The 23,933-nt window shown below is 64.5% G+C and carries 24 protein-coding genes and 2 tRNA genes; 18 read left to right on the plus strand and 8 right to left on the minus strand.

Going from position 1 to position 23,933, the window contains the following annotated elements:
* Positions 1 to 365: 365 nt before the first annotated feature.
* The gene (locus ACIQ7H_RS13400; RefSeq protein ID WP_395792280.1) at positions 366 to 821 is read left to right on the plus strand and encodes a hypothetical protein; all 456 of its coding nucleotides are present in this window, start codon (positions 366 to 368) and stop codon (positions 819 to 821) included.
* Between the two features lie 130 nt (positions 822 to 951).
* Here ACIQ7H_RS13400 and ACIQ7H_RS13405 read toward each other — a convergent pair whose 3' ends face one another.
* The 3 genes from ACIQ7H_RS13405 to ACIQ7H_RS13415 all read right to left on the minus strand — a co-directional run bounded on the left by ACIQ7H_RS13405 (position 952) and on the right by ACIQ7H_RS13415 (position 3,520).
* The gene (locus ACIQ7H_RS13405) at positions 952 to 2,349 is read right to left on the minus strand and encodes a PhoH family protein (protein ID WP_395792282.1); all 1,398 of its coding nucleotides are present in this window, start codon (positions 2,347 to 2,349) and stop codon (positions 952 to 954) included.
* Positions 2,350 to 2,489: 140 nt separating this feature from the next.
* Complete coding sequence (locus tag ACIQ7H_RS13410) at positions 2,490 to 2,957, minus strand: peroxiredoxin (RefSeq protein WP_395792284.1); 468 nt, start codon at positions 2,955 to 2,957, stop codon at positions 2,490 to 2,492.
* 2 nt (positions 2,958 to 2,959) lie between these two features.
* A complete protein-coding gene (locus ACIQ7H_RS13415; RefSeq protein ID WP_395792286.1) occupies positions 2,960 to 3,520 on the minus strand; it encodes a glycine cleavage system protein R in 561 nt (186 codons plus the stop codon).
* Positions 3,521 to 3,758: 238 nt separating this feature from the next.
* Between ACIQ7H_RS13415 and dapA the strand changes: the two genes are divergently transcribed.
* Both dapA and ACIQ7H_RS13425 read left to right on the plus strand, forming a co-directional pair.
* The gene (gene dapA / locus ACIQ7H_RS13420; RefSeq protein ID WP_395792358.1) at positions 3,759 to 4,706 is read left to right on the plus strand and encodes a 4-hydroxy-tetrahydrodipicolinate synthase; all 948 of its coding nucleotides are present in this window, start codon (positions 3,759 to 3,761) and stop codon (positions 4,704 to 4,706) included.
* Positions 4,703 to 5,197 carry a hypothetical protein gene (locus ACIQ7H_RS13425; protein WP_395792288.1) on the plus strand — a complete coding sequence of 165 codons (495 nt, stop codon included), beginning with the start codon at positions 4,703 to 4,705 and terminating at the stop codon, positions 5,195 to 5,197. Before dapA ends, ACIQ7H_RS13425 begins: the two co-directional genes overlap by 4 nt.
* 85 nt (positions 5,198 to 5,282) lie before the next feature.
* Here the strand turns inward: ACIQ7H_RS13425 and fdxA are convergent, their stop codons facing one another.
* Together fdxA and ACIQ7H_RS13435 are read right to left on the minus strand one after the other, a co-directional pair.
* Positions 5,283 to 5,606 (minus strand): ferredoxin FdxA, encoded by a 324-nt coding sequence (gene fdxA / locus ACIQ7H_RS13430; protein ID WP_395792290.1) that lies wholly within the window; start codon positions 5,604 to 5,606, stop codon positions 5,283 to 5,285.
* A 49-nt stretch (positions 5,607 to 5,655) separates the two neighbouring features.
* Positions 5,656 to 5,731, minus strand: a tRNA-Glu gene (locus ACIQ7H_RS13435).
* 144 nt (positions 5,732 to 5,875) lie between these two features.
* Here ACIQ7H_RS13435 and pcnB point away from each other — a divergent pair.
* The 5 genes from pcnB to pgi all read left to right on the plus strand — a co-directional run bounded on the left by pcnB (position 5,876) and on the right by pgi (position 11,466).
* Positions 5,876 to 7,207, plus strand: coding sequence for a polynucleotide adenylyltransferase PcnB (gene pcnB, locus ACIQ7H_RS13440; RefSeq protein WP_395792292.1), 1,332 nt, complete (start codon positions 5,876 to 5,878; stop codon positions 7,205 to 7,207).
* 9 nt (positions 7,208 to 7,216) lie between these two features.
* A complete protein-coding gene (gene folK / locus ACIQ7H_RS13445) occupies positions 7,217 to 7,708 on the plus strand; it encodes a 2-amino-4-hydroxy-6-hydroxymethyldihydropteridine diphosphokinase (RefSeq protein WP_395792294.1) in 492 nt (163 codons plus the stop codon).
* A 153-nt stretch (positions 7,709 to 7,861) separates the two neighbouring features.
* Complete coding sequence (gene panB / locus ACIQ7H_RS13450) at positions 7,862 to 8,689, plus strand: 3-methyl-2-oxobutanoate hydroxymethyltransferase (RefSeq protein ID WP_395792296.1); 828 nt, start codon at positions 7,862 to 7,864, stop codon at positions 8,687 to 8,689.
* Positions 8,686 to 9,543 carry a pantoate--beta-alanine ligase gene (gene panC, locus ACIQ7H_RS13455; protein WP_395792298.1) on the plus strand — a complete coding sequence of 286 codons (858 nt, stop codon included), beginning with the start codon at positions 8,686 to 8,688 and terminating at the stop codon, positions 9,541 to 9,543. Before panB ends, panC begins: the two co-directional genes overlap by 4 nt.
* Positions 9,544 to 9,957: 414 nt before the next feature.
* Positions 9,958 to 11,466, plus strand: coding sequence for a glucose-6-phosphate isomerase (gene pgi / locus ACIQ7H_RS13460; RefSeq protein ID WP_395792300.1), 1,509 nt, complete (start codon positions 9,958 to 9,960; stop codon positions 11,464 to 11,466).
* On the opposite strand, the gene queG is transcribed toward pgi, so the two are convergent.
* Complete coding sequence (queG, locus tag ACIQ7H_RS13465; protein WP_395792302.1) at positions 11,463 to 12,548, minus strand: tRNA epoxyqueuosine(34) reductase QueG; 1,086 nt, start codon at positions 12,546 to 12,548, stop codon at positions 11,463 to 11,465. The genes pgi and queG overlap by 4 nt on opposite strands.
* 161 nt (positions 12,549 to 12,709) lie before the next feature.
* On the opposite strand from queG, the gene ccoN reads away from it, so the two are divergent.
* The 6 genes from ccoN to ACIQ7H_RS13495 all read left to right on the plus strand — a co-directional run bounded on the left by ccoN (position 12,710) and on the right by ACIQ7H_RS13495 (position 17,943).
* Positions 12,710 to 14,158, plus strand: coding sequence for a cytochrome-c oxidase, cbb3-type subunit I (gene ccoN, locus ACIQ7H_RS13470; RefSeq protein ID WP_395792304.1), 1,449 nt, complete (start codon positions 12,710 to 12,712; stop codon positions 14,156 to 14,158).
* 31 nt (positions 14,159 to 14,189) lie between these two features.
* On the plus strand, positions 14,190 to 14,840 hold the full coding sequence (gene ccoO, locus ACIQ7H_RS13475; protein WP_395792306.1) for a cytochrome-c oxidase, cbb3-type subunit II: 651 nt from the start codon (positions 14,190 to 14,192) through the stop codon (positions 14,838 to 14,840).
* Positions 14,837 to 15,019, plus strand: coding sequence for a cbb3-type cytochrome oxidase subunit 3 (locus ACIQ7H_RS13480; protein ID WP_395792308.1), 183 nt, complete (start codon positions 14,837 to 14,839; stop codon positions 15,017 to 15,019). The genes ccoO and ACIQ7H_RS13480 overlap by 4 nt, the downstream gene beginning before the upstream one ends.
* Entirely contained in the window at positions 15,016 to 15,930 is a 915-nt protein-coding gene (gene ccoP / locus ACIQ7H_RS13485; RefSeq protein ID WP_395792310.1) for a cytochrome-c oxidase, cbb3-type subunit III, read from the plus strand. Before ACIQ7H_RS13480 ends, ccoP begins: the two co-directional genes overlap by 4 nt.
* A gap of 153 nt (positions 15,931 to 16,083) precedes the next feature.
* Positions 16,084 to 16,383 (plus strand): hypothetical protein, encoded by a 300-nt coding sequence (locus tag ACIQ7H_RS13490; RefSeq protein ID WP_395792312.1) that lies wholly within the window; start codon positions 16,084 to 16,086, stop codon positions 16,381 to 16,383.
* 3 nt (positions 16,384 to 16,386) lie between these two features.
* Positions 16,387 to 17,943 carry a 4Fe-4S dicluster domain-containing protein gene (locus ACIQ7H_RS13495; protein WP_395792314.1) on the plus strand — a complete coding sequence of 519 codons (1,557 nt, stop codon included), beginning with the start codon at positions 16,387 to 16,389 and terminating at the stop codon, positions 17,941 to 17,943.
* A 152-nt stretch (positions 17,944 to 18,095) separates the two neighbouring features.
* Here the strand turns inward: ACIQ7H_RS13495 and ACIQ7H_RS13500 are convergent, their stop codons facing one another.
* Together ACIQ7H_RS13500 and ACIQ7H_RS13505 are read right to left on the minus strand one after the other, a co-directional pair.
* Positions 18,096 to 19,274, minus strand: coding sequence for a S8 family serine peptidase (locus ACIQ7H_RS13500; RefSeq protein ID WP_395792316.1), 1,179 nt, complete (start codon positions 19,272 to 19,274; stop codon positions 18,096 to 18,098).
* Positions 19,275 to 20,043: 769 nt separating this feature from the next.
* A tRNA-Phe gene (locus tag ACIQ7H_RS13505) sits at positions 20,044 to 20,119 on the minus strand.
* A 197-nt stretch (positions 20,120 to 20,316) separates the two neighbouring features.
* Between ACIQ7H_RS13505 and ACIQ7H_RS13510 the strand changes: the two genes are divergently transcribed.
* The 4 genes from ACIQ7H_RS13510 (at position 20,317) to sufB (ending at position 23,851) form a co-directional block, all read left to right on the plus strand.
* Positions 20,317 to 20,739, plus strand: coding sequence for a DUF6491 family protein (locus ACIQ7H_RS13510; RefSeq protein ID WP_395792318.1), 423 nt, complete (start codon positions 20,317 to 20,319; stop codon positions 20,737 to 20,739).
* Between the two features lie 99 nt (positions 20,740 to 20,838).
* A complete protein-coding gene (gene rfbD, locus ACIQ7H_RS13515) occupies positions 20,839 to 21,747 on the plus strand; it encodes a dTDP-4-dehydrorhamnose reductase (RefSeq protein WP_395792320.1) in 909 nt (302 codons plus the stop codon).
* 156 nt (positions 21,748 to 21,903) lie between these two features.
* Positions 21,904 to 22,374, plus strand: a complete 471-nt coding sequence (locus tag ACIQ7H_RS13520) for an SUF system Fe-S cluster assembly regulator (protein WP_395792322.1) — start codon at positions 21,904 to 21,906, stop codon at positions 22,372 to 22,374.
* A 37-nt stretch (positions 22,375 to 22,411) separates the two neighbouring features.
* Positions 22,412 to 23,851, plus strand: a complete 1,440-nt coding sequence (gene sufB, locus ACIQ7H_RS13525; protein WP_395792324.1) for a Fe-S cluster assembly protein SufB — start codon at positions 22,412 to 22,414, stop codon at positions 23,849 to 23,851.
* Positions 23,852 to 23,933 lie beyond the last annotated feature (82 nt).

Raw genomic sequence — 23,933 nt, forward strand, 5'->3', positions numbered from 1 at the left:
TCTCGCGACGCGTCTGCTTCTTCTTCGCGGTGTAGGCCAGGGAGTCGAAGGTGGTCTGCTTCATCGGCTGAACATTCTGCGGGCGGTGGGCTATGGTAGCTGTCGGGACGGATAGATCAGAGCTTCCCTAGAGGCGGTTGGATGTCGCGAGAGAGGGGAGGCGGCGTCGCCCCCCTACACCCGCGCCTGGGATGCCCGGTTTTGCGCGTTGCAGTTGCTGCGCATCACTTGAGACCTTCATACCCTGTAGGTTCTTACAGGTGATGTGGAGCGCCTACCTTGGCTACCGTCTGGGCGCCTTCTCCGCAGTGTGAAACCTGCGGGCGGCGATCGTAGGTATTCCTGCTAACTTGGAGATAGCTGTTGTGAAAGCATGGACTCTTGCACTGCTTGGCTTGTTGGTTGCCCCGTTGGCGTGCGTCTCGAAATCGTCGCTCGCAGACGATGGTGCTCGCCGCGGCATTCCCCTGATCGAAGTGACTACTTCTGTCGAACTCCCGAAGGGTTCATCGCTCGCAGAGGGCAGCTTTGCCGCCGGACAGTTCGCTGTCTACCGGGTTTCACCCAGCGTCTCACTTCTGGAAATCGCGGATGCCAGGACCTCCCGCACCTTCGTGCTGCAGCTCGCAGTGCGGTCGGCTGGCAGCGATGCTGCTGCCAAGAGCGATGGCCCGACCTACGAACCTATCCCCCTCGTCATCGGGGACGACGGGAGTGGTGCATGGCTGCTTTTCGTAGACGGTGAATACCAGGGCGTGTTGACGCGTGACCAAAACGGAGACTGGTCGTTCTTCGAACGACCCGACCAGATTCCCGGGTAGTCGTTTCACTTCTGGTAGCGCGCACATGTGGTGCGGGCTGTAGTCGTGGTTGGTTACTGTTTGACCATCAGATCCGCTTGCTGGGACATCCAGCAAGCGGATCTTTTTCTTTGGTGGCAATCCTCTCCAGCTACAACGCCTCAGACGCAAAATCAGCCAGCCGCGAGCGCTCGCCGCGACGCAGGGTGATATGCGCGCTGTGCGGCCAGTTCTGGAAGCGGTCGACCGCATAGGTCAGGCCGGAGGTGGTCTCGGTCAGGTAGGGCGTGTCGATCTGTTCGACATTGCCGAGGCAGATCATCTTGGTGCCGGGGCCGGCGCGGGTCAGCAGGGTTTTCATCTGCTTGGGCGTCAGGTTTTGCGCCTCGTCGATGATCACGTAGCGTGACAAAAACGTGCGTCCGCGCATGAAGTTCATCGAGCGGATCTTGATCCGCGAGGCGAGCAGTTCATTGGTCGCCGCGCGGCCCCAGGAGCCGCCTTCCTGCGGGCTGGTCAGCACTTCGAGGTTGTCGGTCAGCGCGCCCATCCACGGCGTCATCTTTTCCTCTTCGGTGCCGGGCAGAAAACCGATGTCCTCGCCGACGCTGACGGTGGCGCGGGTCATGATGATCTCGCGATAGCGCTGCTGATCCAGCGTCTGCGCGAGGCCAGCTGCGAGCGCCAGCAGGGTCTTGCCGGTTCCGGCGGTGCCAAGCAGGGTGACGAAGTCGATCTCCGGGTCCATCAAGGCGTTGAGCGCGAAGTTCTGCTCGCGGTTGCGCGCGCTGACGCCCCAGACCTGGCGCGCGCTGCTGCGGAAGTTGTCGACCAGCTGCAGCACCACGCGGTCGTCGCGCGGGCCGACCACCCGCAGTTCGGCTTCCTCATCTCCGGCGAAGCACAGGAACTCGTTCGGGCGCCAGTCCTCTGCCTCGCTGCTGCGGATCTCGTAGTAGGTGTGGCCACGCTCGATCCACGAGCGCAGGTCCTGCTCGTGGGTGTCCCAGAAGTCTTCGGGCAGTTCGCGTACGCCGCTGAACAACAGGCTGAAATCATCCAGCGCGCGGTCGTTCTCGTAGTCCTCAGCGGGCACGCCAACAATACTGGCCTTGATCCGCAGGTTGATGTCTTTCGACACCAGCACCACTTCGCCGTCAGCGCGCTGCTCGCGCAGGACCAGGCAGGAGGCCAGGATCTGGTTGTCCGGCAGCGGATTGCCGGCGCGCTTCTGGGTGTCGAGTGCAGCGGTCTGGAACAGCAGCCGGCCGATCGTCGGATTCGCGCGCAGCTGCAGCGCCTGCGGGCGCACCAGACGCAGGCCCGAAGAAATGTTTTCCGCACCATTGGTTTCGATCAGCTCATTGATGAAGCGGCTGACCTGGCGGGCGTTGCGGGCGACCTCGGAGGTGCCTTTCTTGCCGGCGTCGAGCTCTTCAAGAACGACCATCGGCAGGTAGACGTCGTGTTCCTCGAACTTGAACAGCGCGGTCGGGTCGTGCATCAGCACATTGGTGTCGAGCACGTAGATCCGCTTGCCATGGCTCATCATCGGCGCGTCTTCCTCAGGCGGTGGGGCAGGGGGAAACGAAACGGCCCGCAGCGTTTGGCGCTGCGGGCCGTGGGGCTTTGTAGGAGCGAACGCCGACCGCAGGCCGACGCGAAACCGCAGGCCGGCGCAAGGGGCGCTCAGCCATCCGCCAGCACCTTGAGTGCGTCGAGCACCGCCTGCGCATGGCCCGGCACCTTCACTTTGCGCCAGATCCGCGCGGCGCTGCCGTCCGGCGCGAACAGGAACGTGCTGCGTTCGACGCCCATGAAACGGCGGCCGTACAGGCTTTTTTCCTGGATCACGCCAAGCGCGTTGCACAGCGTTTCGTCGGGGTCGCTGATCAGATCGAACTTGAAACCCTGCTTCTCGGCGAAGCGGGCGTGTGAGTTGACAGAATCTCGCGAGAGGCCAAACACCTGCGCGCCGAGCGCCTCGAACTGCGTCTGCAGATCGCGGAAATCCTGGCCCTCGCGGGTACAGCCGGGCGTGCTGTCCTTGGGGTAGGCATAGATGACCACCCAACGCCCGCGCAAGCTGGCCAGATCAAGCGTGCTGCCGTTGCCGAGCGCAACGCTGAGTGCGGGCAGGGACAGGGTCTCGGCCATGCTCAGAACTTCATCGGGTCCATGATCGCGTCCAGGTTCAGGTGGTCGCAGAACTCGAGGAAGTCATCGCGCAAGGCGGCGATGTGCATGTTGGCGGGAATGCCGATGGTGACCTGGGCCGAAAACATGTCGGCGCCGGTTTGCATTGCGCGGTAGCGGGTGCTGTGCAGGCTTTCGATGGTGATGCCCTGGCGGTCGAAGAAGTCGGCCAGCTGGAACAGAATGCCCGGCTTGTCGGCGGCCACGACCTCGACAATGTAGGGCAGCAGGTTGCTCTGCAGCGGCTTTGGGCCGGTGCGATACCAGACCAGACGCAGTCCTTCCTCACGTTCCAGGCGGGCCAGCGCGGACTCAAGCTTGGCGACAGCGTCCCATGAGCCAACGGCCAGCGCCACGACCGATACATCGCGGCCCACGGTCGACAGCCGGGCGTCGACCAGATTGCAGCCACTGTCGGCAATCCGGCGCGAAACCGACAGCAGAGGCGACTCGGGATGCACCGAGAACGCGTTGATCAGCAGGTAGTTCTCATTGGTTTGGGGGCGGGGCGAGGGGTCGCTCAAGACGGTTTCCGGGCATCAACAGTTCGGCCGCTAGCTTAACCGCTCGCGCACCCTGAGTGCGGCTGCGGCGCTGGCGGCGTGGCAAATGAACAGCGGGTGACGCGAGCGGGGCCGGACTTGTCCGCCGATTGTCGGCGCCAGTACCATCGCGGGCTGCCTTGGCTCGCAACTAGCGCGCGCGAGGCCGCCCGATTCGCCGCCCGGCGGGTCGCACCCCATCTGGATCGAGAGGTTGCTCGTGCGAATCACCGGTTGTCTGACCGCGCTTGCGACGCCTTTTGTCGCGGCCCGCGGCGCTGAGGACGGCGCGCTCGACCTTGATGCCTGGGCGCGCCTGGTAGATGCGCAGCGCGTTGGCGGTACAGAAGGGCTGGTCGTCGCCGGCTCCACCGGCGAAGGCAGCGCGCTTGACGATGCCGAGCTGCAGCAGTTGATCGAGATCGCGTTGCGCCTGGCCGGACCGATGGCGGTGATTGCCGGCACCGGCCTGGCCAACACCCGCAAGACGGTTTCTCAAACGCGTTTGGCGGCTCGCGCCGGTGCGCATGCGGCGCTGGTGGTCACACCGCCCTATGTGCGGCCCAGCCAGCACGGTCTGCGCGCCCACTTCGAGCGGGTCGCCGATGAAGGCGAGCTGCCGATCATTCTCTACAACGTGCCCTCGCGAACCGGTTGTGACCTGCTGCCTGCGACTGTCGCGGAGCTTGCCAGGCACCCACGCATCATCGGCATCAAGGAAGCGCGCACCGAGCACGAGCGCATGCAGGCACTGCTGGCGTTGCGTTCGGATCATTTCACCATTCTCAGCGGCGATGACCCGACCTGTGGCCGGGCGATGCTGGCGGGGGCTGATGGCGTGATTTCGGTGGCCTCCAACGTCGTACCCGCGACGATGCGCCGGCTAAGCGATCTGGCGCGTGCCAGGCGTGCCGATGCGGTGGCCGCGATTGAAGCCAAGCTGGCGCCGCTGTTCGCCTTTCTGGCCTGCGAATCCAACCCCGTTCCGCTCAAGGCGCTGCTGGCGCACAAGGGGCTCGGCAGCGATGTGCCGCGCCTGCCACTGACCTGCCTTTCGGCAGACAACCGACCCGCGCTCGAGGCTTTGCTGCCCGAGCTCGCTACGACCGAGTTCGCGGCATCCGCCGAGCTTTCGATCGATCCGCTTTTCATTGGAGAGTCACGATGACCAAACCCAACGCGCTGTCGCGCACCGCGATCTCGATCGCCCTGGCCGCCAGCCTGCTGGCACTGTCCGGGTGCAGCTGGTTCCGCTCGGCGAGTCCCTACGCGCAGAGCCCGGAGAACCGTCCGCTGGAGGTTCCGCCCGACCTGAGCCTGCCGAACACCACCCAGGCGATGCGGGTTCCCGCAGCGACCACGCCGGCGGCATCTGCCGCCGCGCCCGTGGCCTCGGCGGCCTTCGTGGTCGCCGACAGCAAAGCCTCGGCGTGGCGCCGGGTCGGTCTCGCCTTGGATCGGATCGAAGGTGTGGTGATCGGCGAGCGGGTTGAATTGGTCGGTGCCTACAACATCACCTTCCGCGGCGAGAGCCTGCTGGTCCGTGCCGCTGAAGAAGGCCAAGGCGCGCGGATCTCGGCAGTCACCACGGACGGTCGCGAAGCGACCACCTCGGCTGCGGCTGCTCTGCTCGGCGAGCTGCGCACGCGCCTGTTGTGATTCGCGCGGCCTGAGAGCCGCCGAAAAGCAGAAGGCGAGCCGCGGCTCGCCTTCTGCGTTTTCGATGAGAGGGTGGGGCCGGCAGCTAGCGTTCGAGCAGGTCGCGCTTGTTCGGTTTGCCGTTCCAGCTCTCGGCGTCGGCTGGAGATTCTTTGCGAACCGTGATCACCGGCCACAGCGGACTGAGCTCAGCGTTCAGGGTGATGAAAGCTTCCTGGCCGGCCGGGACATCATCCAGTGGGAAGATCGCGTTGGCCGGACACTCGGGTTCGCAGAGGGTGCAGTCGATGCACTCGTCTGGATCGATCACAAGAAAGTTCGGGCCTTCGTGAAAGCAGTCGACCGGGCAAACTTCAACACAGTCGGTGAACTTGCATTTGATGCAATTCTCGGTGACGACGAAGGGCATTGGGGCGCTCTGGACCGAAAGGTCGGATGCAGCTGAACGAAGAAAGAGGTGGCGCTCCCTACGAGGTTCGAACTCGTGTTTTCGCCTTGAGAGGGCGACGTCCTGGGCCGCTAGACGAAGGGAGCGTGGTGTTCAGCCTCAAGTTGAACCGCTAGTATAGGCAGGATGACGCCGGCTGACAATGCTCCGGCGCACCTGCAGTGCATGGCTTTGCCCTGCTTCTGCCCGCCCGTGACAGTGCTGCGCAATCGCGCCACTGCAGTCTGCCCTTGAAGTGGGCCATTCGTTCGAGTCCTGACTACCCCGTGCATCCACAAATCCTTCAGCCGCGTATCATTCCGCGTTCCGAACACTGCATCTCGCGCAAGCAGATCAGCCCCAATGCACTGCGAGTGCTGTACCGCCTGCATGAGGCCGGTTTCGGCGCATATCTGGTCGGCGGCGCCGTTCGAGATCTTCTGATCGGCGGCGCGCCCAAAGATTTCGACGTCGCCACCAGCGCTACGCCCGACGAAGTGCGGCATCTGTTCCGCAACTGCCGGCTGATCGGTCGCCGCTTCCGCCTCGCCCATGTGGTGTTCGGGCCGGAGATCATCGAAGTCGCCACGTTTCGCGCCAGCGCCGACGATGGCTCGGGCGATCGCGAAATCGACAACGGTGTGCTCGTCCGCGACAACGTCTACGGCAGCATCGAGGACGATGCGGTGCGCCGCGACTTCACCGCCAACGCCTTGTATTACGCGATCGAAGACTTCTCGGTGCGCGATTTCGTCGGCGGCTACGACGATGTGATGGCGCGGCGGCTGCGTTTGATCGGCGATCCCGAAGAGCGCTATCGCGAAGACCCGGTGCGGATGCTTCGCGCGGTGCGGCTTTCGGCCAAGCTGGGCTTCACGATTTCGCCTGAAGCCGCCGAGCCGATCCCGCGCATGGCTGGCCTGCTCGCCGATGCCTCCAGCGCGCGACTGTTCGACGAGTCGCTGAAGATGTTCATGTCCGGGCACGGGGTGCCCAGCCTGCGTAGCCTTGAAGCCAACGGTTTGCTGCCGGTGATGTTCCCGGATGCCGCGGATGCACTTGCCGCGGACGGCAGCGGTCAGTGCCGCGCGCTGATGATCGAAGGCCTGCGCAATACCGACCTGCGGGTCACCGAGGACAAGCCGGTAACGCCGGCCTATCTGTTCGCGGCACTGTTGTGGCCTGCCTATGCGCAGGAGCTGGCGCGCATGCTGGATGAGGGGGCCGATCTGGCGGTAGCGGAGCAGCGTGCTGCCGATCGCGTCACCCTGCGTCAGACCGAACGCATCGGCATCCCGCGGCGTTTCAGCGTGCCGATGCACGAGATCTGGTTCCTGCAGTCTCGCTTCCCCCTGCGCCAGCGCAAGCGCGTATTCCGCCTGCGCCAGCATCCACGCTTCAAGGCTGCGTTCGACTTCTTGGAGCTGCGCGCGACCGTGGTGCCGGAGTTGATGTCCGAGTGCGAGTGGTGGCGTGACACACTGGAACTGGACGACACCAGCCTGTCCGAGCGCTTGGACAAGCAGGCAGCTCCGAGCGCTGGCCGACCGCGTCGCCGCCGTCGCGGTGGGCGTCGCAGCTGATTCCTGGTGATGGCCGCAGTGCCTGGCGTTTTTGTCGCTTTGGGCAGCAATATCGGCGAGCCCCGGCGCCAGCTCGTGCAGGCCATTTCCGAGTTGGGGCGACTGCCCGGCACGCAAGTGCTGCGGAGGTCCAGCCTGTATCGCACTCCACCATGGGGTGAGCTCGATCAACCTGATTTCGTCAACGCCGTGGCCGAGCTTGAGACCACGCTCGAGCCACTGGCTCTGCTGGACGCCCTGCTGGGAATCGAGCGCGCCGCAGGCCGCGTGCGTGCGCGGCGCTGGGGTCCGCGTGTGCTGGATCTTGATCTTCTGCTGTTCAGCAGCGAACGCATCGACCTGCCGCGACTGCAGCTGCCGCATCCACGCATGCATGAGCGCGCGTTCGTGATGCTGCCGTTGGCTGAGATCGCCCCGACGCTGCGGCTCGATCCACACGGTTGTGCAGCCGAGATTGCCACCACATTGGATGCACAGGGCATCGTCCGTCTGGAAGCTTGATCGCGCGGCGGCGGGCCGCCAGCTGGCGGGCTTGATTCGGTAGCATGCGTGTCCCATCCGCGGCGTGGCCGGAGCGATCCGGAGACGCCCGCGCCGAGACGTTTCGCGAGCTGCGGCCCTCGGCTGCAGCCGTTCTGCCCCAGGACCCTCGCCATGTACAGCGCCGAACCGGGAGCGCCGATCGCCGCCCCGCTTAACGTTCCTTCATTCCGAAAGATGAAAGCCCAGGCGCAGCGCATCGTGTGCCTGACCGCGTATGACGCTAGCTTTGCGGCGGTGATGGATGCCGCCGGCGTTGATCTCGTGTTGGTGGGCGATTCGCTTGGCATGGTGGTTCAGGGCCACTCCAGCACCTTGCCGGTGACGGTCGATCAGATGGTCTATCACTCTGCTGCCGTGGCCCGCGGCCTGCGCCGAGCGGTGCTGATGACGGACATGCCGTATCAGAGTTACGCCAGTCCGCAGCGCGCGCTGGAGGCCGCTGCACGCCTGCAGGCCGAAGGTGGCGCCGCCTTGGTCAAGCTGGAGGGAGCAGGGCATGTGCTCGACAGCATCGAATACCTGAGCGCCCGCGATATCCCGGTATGCGCGCACCTGGGCCTGACGCCGCAGTCGGTGCTGAAGCTCGGCGGCTATCGGGTGCAGGGTCGCGATGCCGAAGCAGCCCTGCGGCTGCGCGAGGATGCGCGGCGGGTCGCCGAGGCCGGCGCCGAAATGCTGGTGCTCGAATGCGTGCCGGCGGCGCTGGCCGCTGAGATCACAGCCGATATCGCCATTCCCACCATCGGCATCGGCGCCGGTCTGCAGTGCGACGGGCAGGTGCTGGTGATGCATGACCTGCTTGGCGTCACGCCCGGCCGCAGGCCGCGCTTCGTCAAGGACTTCCTGGCCGGCGCCGGCACCGTCGAGGCAGCCTTCGTGGCCTACGCTGAAGCGGTGCGCAAAGGCAGCTTTCCCACCCAGGAGCACAGCTTCCAATGAGTCTTGAACGCATCGAAAGCGCGGCGGAGCTGCGCGCGCGAGTGGCGCAGTGGCGAGCTGCGGGCGATCGCATCGCCTTCGTGCCCACGATGGGGAACCTGCATCGCGGCCATTTGGCCTTGATCGAGCAGGCCCGCGGGCTGGCGCAGCGCGTGATCTGCAGCATTTTCGTCAACCCGACCCAGTTCGGCCCGAACGAAGACTACTCGCGCTACCCGCGAACCTTGGAGGGCGACGCAGCTGCGCTGGATGCCGCCCGATGCGACCTTCTGTTCTTGCCTTCGGTGGAAGTCATGTATCCCCTGGGGATCGAGCGTGCGGTCAAGGTGGAGGTGCCGGGACTGTCGAACGTCCTGTGCGGCGCACACCGGCCGGGCCATTTCGCCGGCGTGGCCACCGTGGTTGCTCGATTGTTCAATCTGGCCCAGCCGGACCTGGCGGTGTTTGGCAGCAAGGACTTCCAGCAGCTGCAGGTGATCCGCCATATGGTGAGCGACTTGGGCTTCCCGCTGCAGATCGTGGCGGGGGACACCGTACGCGAGACCGACGGTTTGGCCATGAGTTCGCGAAATCAGTACTTGGATGTTGAGCAGCGTCAACGCGCCGCGCGCATCTTCGAGACGCTGCAGTCAATGGCGCGGCGTTCGCAGGCCGGCGAAGCGCAGATCCAGGTCGAAACCTGGGCCAATGCTGCGCTGGAGGCAGAGGGCTTCACGGTCGACTACGCGGTGTTGCGCCAGCCGGACAACCTGGTGGAGCCAGATGCGCTCGGACCCGGCACGCGGGTCGCATTGATCGCTGCACGGCTGGGTGCCACGCGGCTGATCGACAATCTCAGCTTCGCCTGCAGCTGATCTGGACTGCGTTTCTACGGTTCCAGACCTCAATACACAGTCAAGTTGCAAAAAAACGTCGCGGGTGTTGTTTTTTTTCGTCAGTGCCTGTAGCTTAGCCACTGTCTCGACAGGTCTGCGCGACCTCAAAGCGCGAAGACTTCTAGAGCAGCAGGGCGTATCGCTAGGTAATCGTCACTCCGTTTCCACCCTCGCAGGGTTTCCTGCGAGGGTTTTTTTTCTTTTCAACGGGTTGCGTGTTCCGAATCGGCTTGCTTGCGGAGCAGACACGGTCCCTTTCTGGTGGTGTTGCGCGAAAGCAACGCATAGTCGCCAATTGGCCGTGTCGCCCTGCACGCTCCGAGCGCCATCAAGAGCAGTCCGCGGCTGATAATCTGCCGGCCAACGCCCGCCACGCTGAAGGCCGACCCCTGCATGAAACTGGACCTCCCACGGCTGCAGCAGCAGGCCGCACGGCTTGCTGCCCTACCGCTGTCCGAACTCTGCGCCGAGCCGCAGCGGGAACGCGAGTTCGCTGTGTCCGCCATTGGCATCCGGCTGGGACTGGCCCGGCAGAAGCTTGATGCCGAGGCACTGCAGGTGCTGCTGGCGTCGGCAGAAGTGGCCGATCTCGTCGGCGGATTCGAGCGCCTGATGAATGGCGACGAGGTCAATCCGACCGAGCAGCGGCCTGCACTGCATACGGCCTTGCGCTCAGACCTCGGTGAAAGCCCGATCGCCCGGGCCGCCCGCGCTGAAGTGTTGGCAACGCGTCAGCGGATGGAACAGCTGTGCGTGGAACTAGAATCCAGCACCGTGACCGACATCGTCAGCGTCGGCATTGGCGGCAGCGATCTCGGGCCGCGGCTGGTGGTCGACGCCCTGCAGGAGTTCGCCAATGGCCGCTTCCGCATTCATTTCCTGACCAATGTCGATGGCAGCGCCACCGCGCGCCTGCTGCCCCGGCTGGACCCGAAGCACACCGCTGTGCTGCTGGTCTCGAAGAGCTTCACCACCCAGGAAACCCAGCTCAACGGCGCGATCCTGCGAGATTGGCTGGGCGACGACAGTCGGCTTTACGCAGTCACCGCCAATACGCAACGCGCTGCGGCGATCGGCATCGATGAAACGCGCGTGCTGCCGATGTGGGACTGGGTCGGCGGGCGTTTTTCGCTGTGGTCAGCGGTGGGCTGGTCGATCCGGCTGGCCCTGGGGCGCACCGGCTTTGACGATCTGTTGGCGGGTGCTGCAGCGATGGATGCGCACGCACTGCAGACGCCGCTGGATCGGAACCTGCCGGTGCTGCATGCGCTCGTGGCGGTTTGGAATCGCGACATTCTCGGTCTGTCGACTCAAGCCGTGCTGCCTTATGACGAGCGCTTGGCTTTGCTGCCTGCCTTCCTCCAGCAACTGGTGATGGAAAGTCTGGGCAAGCGAGTCGAGTTGTCGGGCAATGCGGTGGCGGTCGATACGGTTCCGGTGGTCTGGGGCGGCACCGGTACCAACAGCCAGCATTCGTTCTTCCAGGCACTGCATCAGGGCACCCAGGTGGTGGCGGCTGACTTCATCGGCGTGGTCAAGCCTGCACACGCCTACGCCGGGAATCATCGGGCGCTGTTGTCCAACCTGTTGGCGCAGTGCGAGGCCTTGGCCTGCGGCAGCGCCAGCAGCGATCCTCACCGGCACTACCCGGGCGGACGGCCTAGCATCTTGCTGCTGCTGGACGCGCTCACACCGCACAGCCTCGGCGCGCTGCTGGCGCTGTATGAGCACTCGGTGTACGCGCAATCGCTGCTGTGGGACATCAATGCGTTTGACCAGTGGGGCGTGGAGCTTGGCAAGCGTCTTGCGAACCAACTGCTGCCGGCTCTGTCGGGCGGTGAGCCCGCCGGTGATGCAGTTACCCGCAGCCTGCTCGAGTCGCTGGTGCCCGAGCTGCGCTAACCGGCCGATTGCTGGCGTTGCAGCGCCCACTGCACATGCTCGCGCACCAGTTCCGAAGCGTCATTGGCGCGTGCGCTCAGCGCCTGCACAACGGCGGGCGAGGGTGGTGCATTGCCCAGCGCCACCGCGATGTTGCGCAGCCAGCGCTCATGGCCGATGCGGCGAATCGCCGAGCCCTCGGTACGGCGCAGAAACTCCGCTTCGTCCCAGCCAAACAGCTCTACTAGGCTGGTGGAGTCCAGCGCATGTCGGGCGCGGAAGTCGGGCTCGGCGCTGAGCCGGGCGAACTTGTTCCACGGGCAGGCCAGCTGACAGTCGTCGCAGCCGTAAATGCGGTTGCCCATCGGAGCGCGGAATTCCTCTGGGATCGCCCCGCCCAACTCGATGGTCAAGTAGGAGATGCAGCGACGCGCGTCGACGCGGTAGGGCGCGACGATCGCTGCGGTGGGGCAGGCACTGATACAGCGCGTGCAGCTGCCGCAGTGGTTGCTGGCGGGCGCGTCGACCGGCAGCGGCAGGGTGGTGTAGATCTCGCCGAGGAAGAACCAGCTGCCGCTGCGGCTGTCGATCAGATTGCTGTGCTTGCCGATCCAGCCCAGGCCCGCGTTGCGCGCCAGCGCTTTCTCCAGCACCGGTGCGGAATCGGTGAACACGCGATAGCCGAACGGGCCTGCGGCCTCGGTGATGCGGTCGGCCAGCTTCTGCAGCCGACTGCGCAGCAGCTTGTGATAGTCGCGCCCCAACGCATAGCGCGACACATAGCCGATCTGCGGGTCGGCCAGCACGGCCTCGGCCTCGGCCTGTCCTTCCGGTAGATAGTCCATCCGCGCCGAGATCACCCGCAGCGTTCCCGGCACCAGTTCGGCGGGCCGCGAGCGCAGCGTTCCGTGGCGCTGCATGTAGTCCATCTCGCCGTGACAGCCCTGTTGCAGCCAATCGATCAGATGGGCCTCGTCAGCGCCCAGATCGATGCCGCTGACACCGACTGCCTGGAAGCCCAGTGCGCGCGCCCAGTCCTCGATCTGTTCGCGTTCGACCAAGGTGGAGCAGCGGGTGTCCGACGGGAGCGTTTCGGGCGTCATGGCGTGCCCAGTATAGGGGGCAGCGATCCATTGGAATCAATAGCTTGCACTTTGCGCCGAATGCGAAGCGATCTGTGCGGCAAGGCCTTTGACTCAGATCAACTGCGGCCGAATGTCGCACCGCCACACTTGCCTCCGACCTGGAACGAGGGGACGCCCCAATGGCGATGGCGATAGATAAATCTGCGTTCTACAACGACAAGGTAGTGCGCCAGTTCGCGGTGATGACCGTGATCTGGGGCATCGTGGGCATGCTGGTTGGGGTGATCATCGCCGCCCAGCTGTACTGGCCTGATCTCACGGCCGGGATCTCCTGGCTGTCCTACGGGCGCTTGCGTCCGCTGCATACCAATGCGGTGATTTTCGCCTTCGGTGGCTCGGCACTGTTTGCCACCAGTTACTACATCGTCCAGCGCACATGCCATGCACGCCTGTTCGCCGAAAAGCTGGCGGCCTTCACCTTCTGGGGTTGGCAACTGGTGATCGTGCTCGCGGCGATCACCCTGCCGCTGGGGCTGACGCAAGGCAAGGAGTACGCCGAGCTGGAGTGGCCGATCGATTGGCTGATCACGGTGATCTGGGTGGCCTACGGGGTGGTGTTTTTCGGCACCATCGTCAAGCGCAAGGTCAAGCACATCTACGTGGCCAACTGGTTCTTCGCGGCCTACATCATCACGATCGCCGTGCTGCACATCGGCAACAACCTCGCGCTGCCGGTGTCGGGCTTCAAGAGCTACGGCATCCTGAGTGGCTCGGTCGATGCGATGACCCAGTGGTGGTACGGCCACAACGCAGTCGGCTTCTTCCTGACCGCCGCTTTCCTCGGAATGATGTACTACTTCATTCCAAAGCAGGCCGGCCGCCCGGTGTTCTCGTACCGGCTGTCGATCGTGCACTTCTGGGCCCTGATCGCCATCTACATGTGGGCCGGCCCGCATCACCTGCAGTACACCGCGCTGCCCGACTGGGCGCAGAGCCTGGGTATGGTGTTCTCGCTGGTGCTGCTGGCGCCGAGCTGGGGCGGCATGATCAACGGCATGATGACCCTGTCGGGTGCCTGGCATAAGTTGCGCACTGACCCGATCATGAAGTTCCTTATCGTCGCCCTGTCGTTCTACGGCATGAGCACCTTCGAGGGCCCGATGATGTCGATCAAGACGGTCAACTCGCTGTCGCACTACACGGATTGGACAATCGGTCATGTGCATTCCGGTGCGCTGGGCTGGGTCGCGATGATCACGGTCGGGTCGCTGTATGCGCTGATGCCCCGCCTGCTGGGCCTGACCCAGATGTACTCGGTCAAGCTGATCGATACCCACTTTTGGGTGCACACCATCGGCGTGGTGTTCTACATCGCCTCGATGTGGATCGCTGGCGTGATGCAGGGCTTGATGTGGCGCGCCAACAACGAAGACGGCACCTTGACCTACACCTTCGTGGAGTCGCTGGTCGCCACCTATCCCTATTACCTGGTGCGACTGCTCGGCGGCGTGCTCGTGCTCAGCGGGATGCTGTTGATGGCCTACAACGTCTTCAAGACCTACCAGTTGGCCAAGCAAGTCGAAGACACACCGGTCCTGCCGCCCGCCATCGAGCCGGCCCACGCTTGACGTCGCGGGGCGCCGCGGCGCCCCAAAGGGAATGACCATGAACCATGAAAAGATCGAAAAAAACATCGGCCTGATGGGCATCCTGATCGCTGTCGCGATCTCCTTTGGCGGCCTGTCGCAGATTGTGCCGCTGATGTTCCAGGCTGAAGCAATCGAACCGCTCCCGGGTATCAAACCGTACCCGCCGCTGGAGCTTGCCGGGCGCGATGTGTACATCCGCGAGGGCTGCTACAACTGCCATTCGCAGATGGTGCGCACGCTGCGCTTCGAGACCGAGCGCTATGGCCACTATTCACTGGCGGGTGAGTCGGTCTACGACCGGCCCTTCCAGTGGGGCAGCAAGCGCACCGGGCCGGATCTGGCTCGCGTCGGTGGCCGCTACTCGGACGACTGGCACCGCGTGCATCTGCTGAACCCGCGCGATGTTGTTCCGGAGTCGAATATGCCGGCCTACTCCTGGCTTGCCGACAACCAGATCAACCCCGACAGCATCGTCAGCCACATGCGGGCATTGCGCACCATCGGCGACCCCTACACCGAGGAAGAGATCGAAGGCGCTGCCGCGGTGCTGGCCGGCAAGACCGAGCTGGACGCGCTGGTTGCCTACCTGCAGGGGCTGGGCAAGCATGCTCCACGGCCTGGTGTGACGCCCGCTGTCGCTGAACAGGCGGGTGCGCCATGAGCCAGGGAACCTTCTCGGGGCTACTGACCGTCGCGCTGTTCATCGCCTTCATTGTCGGGGTGTTCTGGGCCTACAGCAGCAAGCGCAAGGCGGAATTCGACGCCGCTGCGCAGCTGCCGCTGGAAGACGGCCCACCGTCCCACGGCACCACCCAACGCACACGTGAGAAAGCCCCATGAGCGCCTTCTGGACCTCTTACATCGCAGCCCTGGTCGTCATCAATCTGGTCGGCTGCGTGCTGTTGATCTACTTCACCGGACGCAGCCGCCCCGGCGATGCAAAGGCGGAGGACACCAGCCACACCTGGGACGGTGACCTGACTGAATACAACAAGCCGATGCCGAAGTGGTGGGTGAACCTGTTCTACATCACTATCGTGTTCAGCGTCGGCTACCTCATCTACTACCCGGGCGTGGGCTCGTTCGCCGGCATCGGTGGCTGGTCATCGGTGGGACAGCACGATGTCGAGCAGGCCGAGAACGAAGCACGAGTTGCGCCACTGTTCGCCCAGTTCGCCAGCGTTGCGATTCCGCAGCTGGCAGCGGACGCCAAGGCCCTGTCGCTCGGGCAGTCGGTGTTCGCCAACAACTGCGCCATGTGTCATGGCTCGGATGCACGCGGCAGCCGCGGCTTTCCGAACCTCACCGACAACACCTGGAACTGGGGTGGCAACCCGGACGACATCCTGCACACGGTGCTGAATGGACGTCAGGCCGCCATGCCGCCCTTCGGCGCGGTGCTGGGCTCGGACCAGGCCATTGCCGAGGTCTCGGTCTACGTGCAGAGCCTGTCCGGCATGCGCGCCGACCCGGCGCTGGCCGCCGCCGGCAGAGCCCGCTTCGAAGGCGTTTGCGCGGCCTGTCATGGCGTCGACGGCAAGGGCAATCCGATGCTTGGCGCGCCCAATCTCGCTGACGACGTTTGGCTGTATGGCAGCGATCTGGCCAGCATTCGCGAAGGCATCATCAAGGGCCGCAACGGCATGATGCCGCCGCATGAACCCATCATCGGTGCCGATCGCGCGCGCCTGGTGTCGGCCTACGTGTACTCGTTGAGCCAAGGCAGAGGCGCCCAAGCCAGCGGGCACTGATCCGGTTCACTGGCAGAACCACGCGTGCGCCCGGGCATCGGCCCGGGCGCACGCGCATTTGTGCGCCGGAATTTGATCCAACCGGGGGTGGACAGCGGCAAGCGCGTGGGAAGCTTCGGCATCCCGCAGGCCCAGGCCAGAAGGCTGCCGACCATGAGTTCCGACACCCCCGTTCATTTCGATCATCCACCGCGCCCGCTGGTCCAGCGACTCGGCGCGATCCTGTGGCCCAGTTTCTTTGCCGCCGGCGTCGCCACGATGGTGTTCTTTGCCTTCGTCGACCCGCTGGCGCTGCAGGAGCTGACTTTCCCGGACTGGGCCATCAGCCGCGAGTTCGGCTACAGCTTCGGGTTCTTCGTGTTCTGGCTGTGCACGGCCAGCTCCAGCCTGTTCACCTGGATCCTGTTGCGGCCGGCCAGCCGCTTCAACCGTCCGCTGCCTGAGGAGCGCTGAGCCATGGCAACCGAGATTCCGTCGGTGCTCACCGGTGGCGGCAATGCGCTCTACGCATCCGAGGGCAAAGTGTATCCGCGTGAGGTCAAGGGCCGCTTCACGCGCCTGCGCAACCTCGCGGTGTGGGTGCTGCTGGGCATCTATTACGTGTTCCCGTGGTTTCGCTGGGATGGCCGTCAGGCTGTGCTGTTCGATCTGCCGGCGCGCAAATTCTACGTCTTCGGGCTGAACTTCTGGCCGCAGGATTTCATCTTCCTGGCGGTGCTGTTGATCCTCGCCGGCCTCGCGCTGTTCTTCTTCACCGCCCTGGCCGGGCGATTATGGTGTGGCTATGCCTGTCCGCAGACCGTCTGGACCGAGGTCTTCGTGTGGATGGAGCGCTTCTTCGAGGGTGACCGCGCCAAGCAGATGAAGCTGGACGCCTCGCCCTGGACGCGCGACAAGCTGCTGCGCAAGGCAGGCAAGCACAGCGTCTGGCTGGTGTTCGCGCTGTGGACCGGTTTCACCTTCGTCGGATTTTTCACCCCGATCACCGATCTTGGCGCGCGCCTGCTGAGCTTTTCGTGGGGGCCGTGGGAGACCTTCTGGGTGCTGTTCTACGCGTTGGCTACCTGGGGCAATGCCGGTGTGCTGCGCGAGCAGGTCTGCAAATACATGTGCCCCTACGCGCGCTTCCAGAGCGCGATGTTCGATCGCAACACCCTGATCATCAGCTACAACCCGATGCGCGGCGAGCCGCGGGGGCCGCGCAAGCGTGGCCTGGGCAGTGTGCTGGTACGCGCACGCGGGCTGCTGGACGTGCGGGCCGCCACGGCGGCTGTGATTGCCGCTGCGCACGCTGCAATGCGTGGGCAGTCGCGGGTGGCCGCGCGCGCCACCACCGCGCTGGCGGTGGATGATCTCGACACCAGCGCTGCCCCACAGGTACGCAGCACGGACGATCTCGGCGACTGCATCGACTGCACGATCTGCGTGCAGGTGTGCCCCACGGGCATCGATATCCGCAATGGTCTGCAGTACGAGTGCATCGCCTGCGGCGCCTGCATCGATGCCTGCGATGAAGTCATGGACAAGATGAACTTCCCGCGCGGTCTGATCAGCTACACCACCCAGAATGCGGTCGACGACAGGCCGACCCGGGTGCTGCGTCCACGAGTGATCTTCTACGGTCTACTGCTGTCTGTGATCTTCGCGGGCTGGCTGTGGGGCGTCACCCATCTGCAACCCGTCAATGTCGACGTGCTGCGTGACCGCAATGCCCTCAATCGCGTCGCAGGAGACGGCAGCATTGAGAACGCCTACACGCTGAAGCTCATCAACAAACAGCCCGCGCCGCAGCTCTTCAGGGTGATCGTGCAGGAGGGCAATGGGGTGATGCTGGTGGAAGAGCCGCTGGAGATTGCGGCAGCCGCCGAAGAGGTCGTCAATCGCTCCTTTACCCTGCGCGCGGAAGCCGGCGCTGTCGTCGGGCGCCGCGACGTGCAGCTGCGAATCGAGAGCGTCGACAACCCCGAGCTGGTCATCAAGCATACGACACGGTTCTTCGGACCGGCTCCTTAAGCTGGTGCTCCACGTAGCCGAGCAAAAAAAGCGGCGGCCCTGAGGCCGCCGCGAAACCTACCCATCGGTTGCTGCATGCAAGCCAGAAGGCTGCGGCAGAGATCTTGCATCTAAACGGGTTTTTGCGCGCCTGTCAGATCTGACAGGACGGCTTACTGCCAGTACAGCAGGCGGTTCGGTGAACCCGTGCCTGGGCTCGTAACCACGTTGAGAGTGGCGTTGTTGTAGATGGCAGTGCGCACCGTGGCCGGGGTGGCTGAAGGCGCACCAGCCAGGTACAGCGCGGCAACGCCGGCGACGTGCGGCGACGCCATCGAGGTGCCGCTGATGCTGTTGGTGGCCGTATTGCTGGTGTACCAGGCGGAGGTGATGCTGCTGCCCGGGGCGAAGATATTCACGCAGGTGCCGAAGTTCGAGAACGACGAGCGCGCATCGGTGCTGGTGGTGGAGCCGACCGTGATCGCATTGGCCACGCGCGCCGGTGAGTAGTTGCAGGCATTGGCATTGTTGTTACCTGCCGCAACAACCACGGTGACGCCCGCGTTGATCAGGTTGTTGGTGGCCGTATCCGTGGCCGCGGAAGCGCCGCCGCCCAGGCTCATGTTGGCCACCGCCGGCTTGATGTGGTTTGCACGCACCCAGTCGATGCCCGCGATGATCGTCGAGTTCGAACTACCACCGGTGCAGCCGAACACCCGCACCGGCACGATCCGTGCGCCCTTGGCGACGCCGTGCACCGAGCCCGCCACCGTGCCGGCGACATGGGTGCCGTGACCGTTGCAGTCGGTGGTGCCGCGGCCGTCACTGATGTAGCTGGCGCCGCCGCTGGAGCGACCACCGAACTGGGAGTGCGAGTTGAGCACGCCGCTGTCGATGATGTAGGCGCGCACATTGGTGGCGGTGGTGTTGTAGATGTAGGTGCCGTTCAACGGACGGGCGCGCTGATCGATGCGATCCAGACCCCAGGTCGCGCCAGTCTGGGTGGGGTTCAGAAAGACCATACCGTCTTCTTCGACGAAGGCGACGCGGTCATCCCACAGCAATTGGCTGATGATCTTTTCGTTGGCATTGGTCACCACAAATCCTTTGAGTGCGTTCTCGTAAACGCGCTCGACTTCCAGGCCGTAGGCGACCGCCATGTCAGCGGCGACCGAGAGTGCATCCACTGCACCCGGTGCGCGCGAGGCTTGGCGGCTCTGTGCATCCGGATCGGCCTTCAACACAACAATGTATTGGCCCTTGATGGGCGCCTCGACTTTCTTCAGCTCAGCCCCCACGGCCGGAAGCGCGGCAGCGATCATCGTGCACAGCACTGCGAACTGCATCTTCATCTGGTAGTTCCCCAAATCTTGAGTGGGCAGGCCATTGCGGCCCGCATGGTTGTTTTCCCGTTGGAGGCGCTGCCGTCTGGAGGTTTGCTCCCCTTGACAAGCCTGGACATCCCCCGATGCCAGGCCAGTGCCCGGAGCGAGTATACGAAGGGTCGGGGGGCTGTCAATGTTCAGCTTCGCTGCGATCTGCCCGCATTGCGCAAACGTGTGCGGTGCGTCTGCAGCGCCGAGTTCGCCGTGCTTCTGGCGCTGTTGCCTCGCACCAGAGCGGATTCGTGGCGTCGGACAATGTGCCCGGTCATGGGTCTGTTCCACCCGGTGGCACAGGGCCCGCTGCAAGCGTCTGAATTGCCGCGAATCGGCGGCCGTAGCGCGATTACAATCGCGTTTGTGAAGGCGTAGGCATGCGGTGCAGCTGGTCATGGTCCGTAGGCGGACGATCCTGCGGCTGCGAACAAGAGTGCTGACGCCGGTGAAGTCGAAGTTCTGCGGTGCAACACAGCATCAACCCGTCAAATCAGACAGGTTCCGGATAGCCCCACGGAGCGGGAAAGCCCGATCTTCGTGCGGATTCGCGCGGGATCCGGCGCCGTACAGTGGGCGGCCCGGTTGTCAAGGCCGGCGTGCTTGCTCTACACAGCCGGCGCACAGACGTAGATCGAGCGAGTTCGCCCGCCCGCAGATCACCACAGCGCGCACCGCGCGACGCGACTGGCGGTCAAAAAAAACGCCCCGCGTAGGAAAGACCTAGGCGGGGCGCGGGGTTATCTGGTGGCCAGGGAGGGAATCGAACCCCCGACACGGGGATTTTCAATCCCCTGCTCTACCAACTGAGCTACCTGGCCGATCTAGCGGAGCCAGAAGGGCGCCGCAGAGCGCGCTATTAAAGCGGCAAGCCCTGAATCCGTCAAGCCTTCGAGGCGCACGAACCTTTGTTCACCGTGTATCTGTGTGCGCTGTTGCAGTCTGACCTGCGTCGAGCAAGGCGTGTGCCTGCGTTGACGCCACTGTCGTACCTGCCCACCCGACCTGGAGAGCGACCATGAAGCCCACCCCTGCACGAACCGCACTGCTTTCGCTCCTGAGCTGCGCCCTGACCATGACAGGCTGCGCGTCTTCATCGCCCAAGCAGCGCGATGCCGACAACCTCGCGCGATATCAGGAGTTTGCCGGCGAGCCGGTCGACAGTTTCCATCTGCGAACCCTGCAGAACTGGGTCTCGCTGGGGCGGGAGCACTTCGCGGTCTACACCAGTCTCAACGAGGCCTGGCTGATTGAGGTCTGGAAGCCCTGCAACGGGCTCGATTTCGCGCATGCCATCTCGCTGACTTCGACCGGTTCTCGCGTATACGCACGTTTCGATTCGGTCCGCTTCGAGCAGGAGACCTGCCGAATCGAGCAGATTCGCAAGGTCGATGCGCGCGCGATGAAGGCCGCTCGTCGCGCGGAGTCCGCTTCCAGCTGAGCCTGGCTGCGGCCGCGTTCGGCTTCTTCTTGACGGCGGGGCCCCAGCGCTCGGGACGCGCTAGGTATGCTTGCGCATCCTCTTGGCGATGGCGGACCCATGCGACTGCTCCTCATAGGCGGCAACGGACAGGTGGGCTTCGAGTTGGCGCGCAGCCTGGCGCCGCTTGGAGACCTGCAGATCACCACTCGCAGCGGCCGATTGCCTGGCGGAGCCGTCTGCTTGCAATTGGACCTTGATGATGCGTCCTCCCTGAACGACTGCGTGGAGACCGCCGCTGCCGATGTGATCGTCAATGCCGGCGCCTACACCGCGGTGGATCGTGCCGAGGATGAGCCCGAGCGAGCGTTCCGCGCCAATGCCGATGCGGTGGCTGCGATCGCGCAGGCCTGCGCTCGGCGTGGTTCGATGTTGGTGCACTATTCAACGGACTACGTATTCGACGGCCGCTCGCAGCGCGCCTGGTCCGAGTCCGATCCGACGGCGCCGCTGGGCGTCTACGGCGCAAGCAAGCGGGCAGGGGAGCTGGCGATTGCCGACAGCGGTTGCGCGCATCTGGTCCTGCGCACCGCTTGGGTGTACGCGGCGCGCGGACAGAACTTCTTTCGCACGATGCTGCGCCTCGGCGCTGAGCGCACCGAGCTGTCGGTGGTGGCTGATCAGCGCGGCGCGCCGACCCCGGCGCGTTGGATCGCCGCGGCGACTGCAGCCTTGATTGCACGCCTCGATGCTGCTTCGCCGCCGCGCGAAATTCTGCACCTCACGGCGGCGGGCGAGTGCAGCTGGCACGAGTTCGCCTGCGCGATATTCGAGGACGCGCACGCCGCCGGGCTGCTTGCTGTCACGCCGACCGTGCATGCGATCGAGACGGCCGAATACCCGACCCGCGCTCGCCGTCCGGCGTTCTCGCGGCTTGACAACGCGCGCCTGAAGGAATGCTGGGACCTCGCCCTGCCGGAGTGGCGCGTCGGCCTGCGACAGGTCATCGCCGAGCTGGCATCGAGGTAGACCTCAGCCTTGGTCGTCGGCAGAGGGTTGGCCGACTGGGATGAGGCTCCATCGAGCAGACCAGTCGCGATGCGCTGCAGTGCTTCACGCGCCGTCGATTGAGTCAGCCATGTTCAAAGGGTACAATTTCGGTCCTGTATTCAGCGGGCCGTCCGTATGCTGCGCGTCACCAAGCTCACCGACTACGCCACCCTGGTGTTGACCGCCATGGCTTCAACGCCGGCGGCCGTGCACAGCGCGGCTGATCTCGCCGAGCGAGCCGGGCTCGAACTGCCGACGGTGTCGAAGCTGCTCAAGCTGCTGGCACAGGCGCAGCTGGTGCAGAGTTTTCGCGGCGCCGCAGGCGGTTACCGACTCACCCGCGAACCTGAGCAGATCCGGCTGATCCACGTGCTGGAAGCGATCGAAGGTCCGCTTGCCGTCACCGAATGCGTCGGTCAATCCGGCCAGTGCGGCATCGAGCACCGCTGCGAAGTACGCGCCAACTGGCGACGCATCAATGACGTGATCGCCGAAGCCCTGACCAGCGTCAGCCTGGTCGACCTGTTGTCACCGCCGCCACGCGGTCCGGTGCGCCGCGCAGGCAGCAGCAAGCAACCGATTCCACTCATCGTTACCAGCGCCTGATGTCGCCGGCGCAGCAGAACTCCAGATAGGCAGCCCGATGGCCACCGAACGCAAAGAAATCGAAGAAGTCCTGGCGCGGCAGTACGACGCCGGCTTCGTCACCGACATTGAAACCGAGATCGCGCCCAAGGGCCTGTCCGAGGACGTGGTGCGGATGATCTCGGCCAAGAAAAATGAGCCCGAGTGGCTGACCGAATGGCGGCTCGCGGCCTATCGCCACTGGCTGACCATGAGCCCGCCGGACTGGGCCAAGCTGAACATCGCGCCGATCGATTACCAGAACATCAGCTACTTCGCCCAGCCCAAGAAGAAGTACGCGTCGCTGGACGAGGTGGATCCCAAGCTGCTGGAGACCTACGAGAAGCTCGGCGTGCCTCTGCATGAGCGCGCGCGACTGGCGGGCGTGGCGGTCGATGCGGTGTTCGATTCGGTCTCGGTCGGCACCACCTTCAAGAAGGAGCTTGGCCAGGCGGGCGTGATCTTCTGCAGTTTCTCCGAGGCGGTGCACGAGCACCCCGAGCTGGTGCGGCAGTACCTGGGCACGGTGGTGCCCACGGCGGATAACTATTTCGCTGCGCTGAACTCGGCGGTGTTCTCCGATGGCAGCTTTGTCTACATCCCCAAGGGTGTGCGTTGCCCGATGGAGCTCAGCACTTACTTCCGCATCAACGCCGCCGAAACCGGACAGTTCGAGCGCACCCTGATCATCGCCGATGAGGGCAGCCATGTGTCCTATCTGGAAGGCTGCACCGCGCCGATGCGCGACGAGAATCAGCTGCACGCGGCGGTGGTTGAACTGGTGACGCTGGAGCGCGCCGAGATCAAGTATTCGACGGTGCAGAACTGGTACCCAGGCGACGAGAACGGCGTCGGCGGCATCTACAACTTCGTGACCAAGCGTGGCGAATGTCGCGGCACCAAGTCGAAGATCAGCTGGACCCAGGTCGAGACCGGCTCGGCGATCACCTGGAAATACCCGAGCTGCGTTCTGATCGGCGATGACTCGGTCGGCGAGTTCTACTCGGTGGCGCTGACCCACCACTGTCAGCAGGCCGACACCGGCACCAAGATGATCCACATCGGCAAGAACACCAAGTCGAAGATCATCAGCAAGGGTATCAGCGCCGGCCGCGGCCAGAACACCTACCGCGGCCTGGTCCACATCGCCAAGGGCGCGGCCAACGCGCGCAACTACACCCAGTGCGACAGCCTGCTGATCGGCAAGCGCTGCGGTGCACACACTTTCCCCTACATCGAGGTCCGCCGGCCCGACGCCATCCTCGAGCACGAGGCCACCACCTCGAAGATTTCCGACGACCAGCTGTTCTATTGCCGCGCCAGAGGCATCGGCGAGGAAGACGCGGTGTCGATGATCGTCGACGGCTTCTGCAAGCAGGTGTTCAAGGAGCTGCCGATGGAGTTCGCGGTGGAGGCCAAGAAGCTGCTTGAGGTGAGTTTGGAGGGCGCGGTGGGGTGAGGCGGCGCGCTTACGCGGCATTGCCGCGTGCGCCGTCGAACGCCCGAGCGCTGCGCGCGAGGGCCGGGGCTGCGGGGATTCG

Source organism: Aquimonas sp. (assembly GCF_044377145.1).
Classification (GTDB): domain Bacteria; phylum Pseudomonadota; class Gammaproteobacteria; order Xanthomonadales; family Xanthomonadaceae; genus Aquimonas.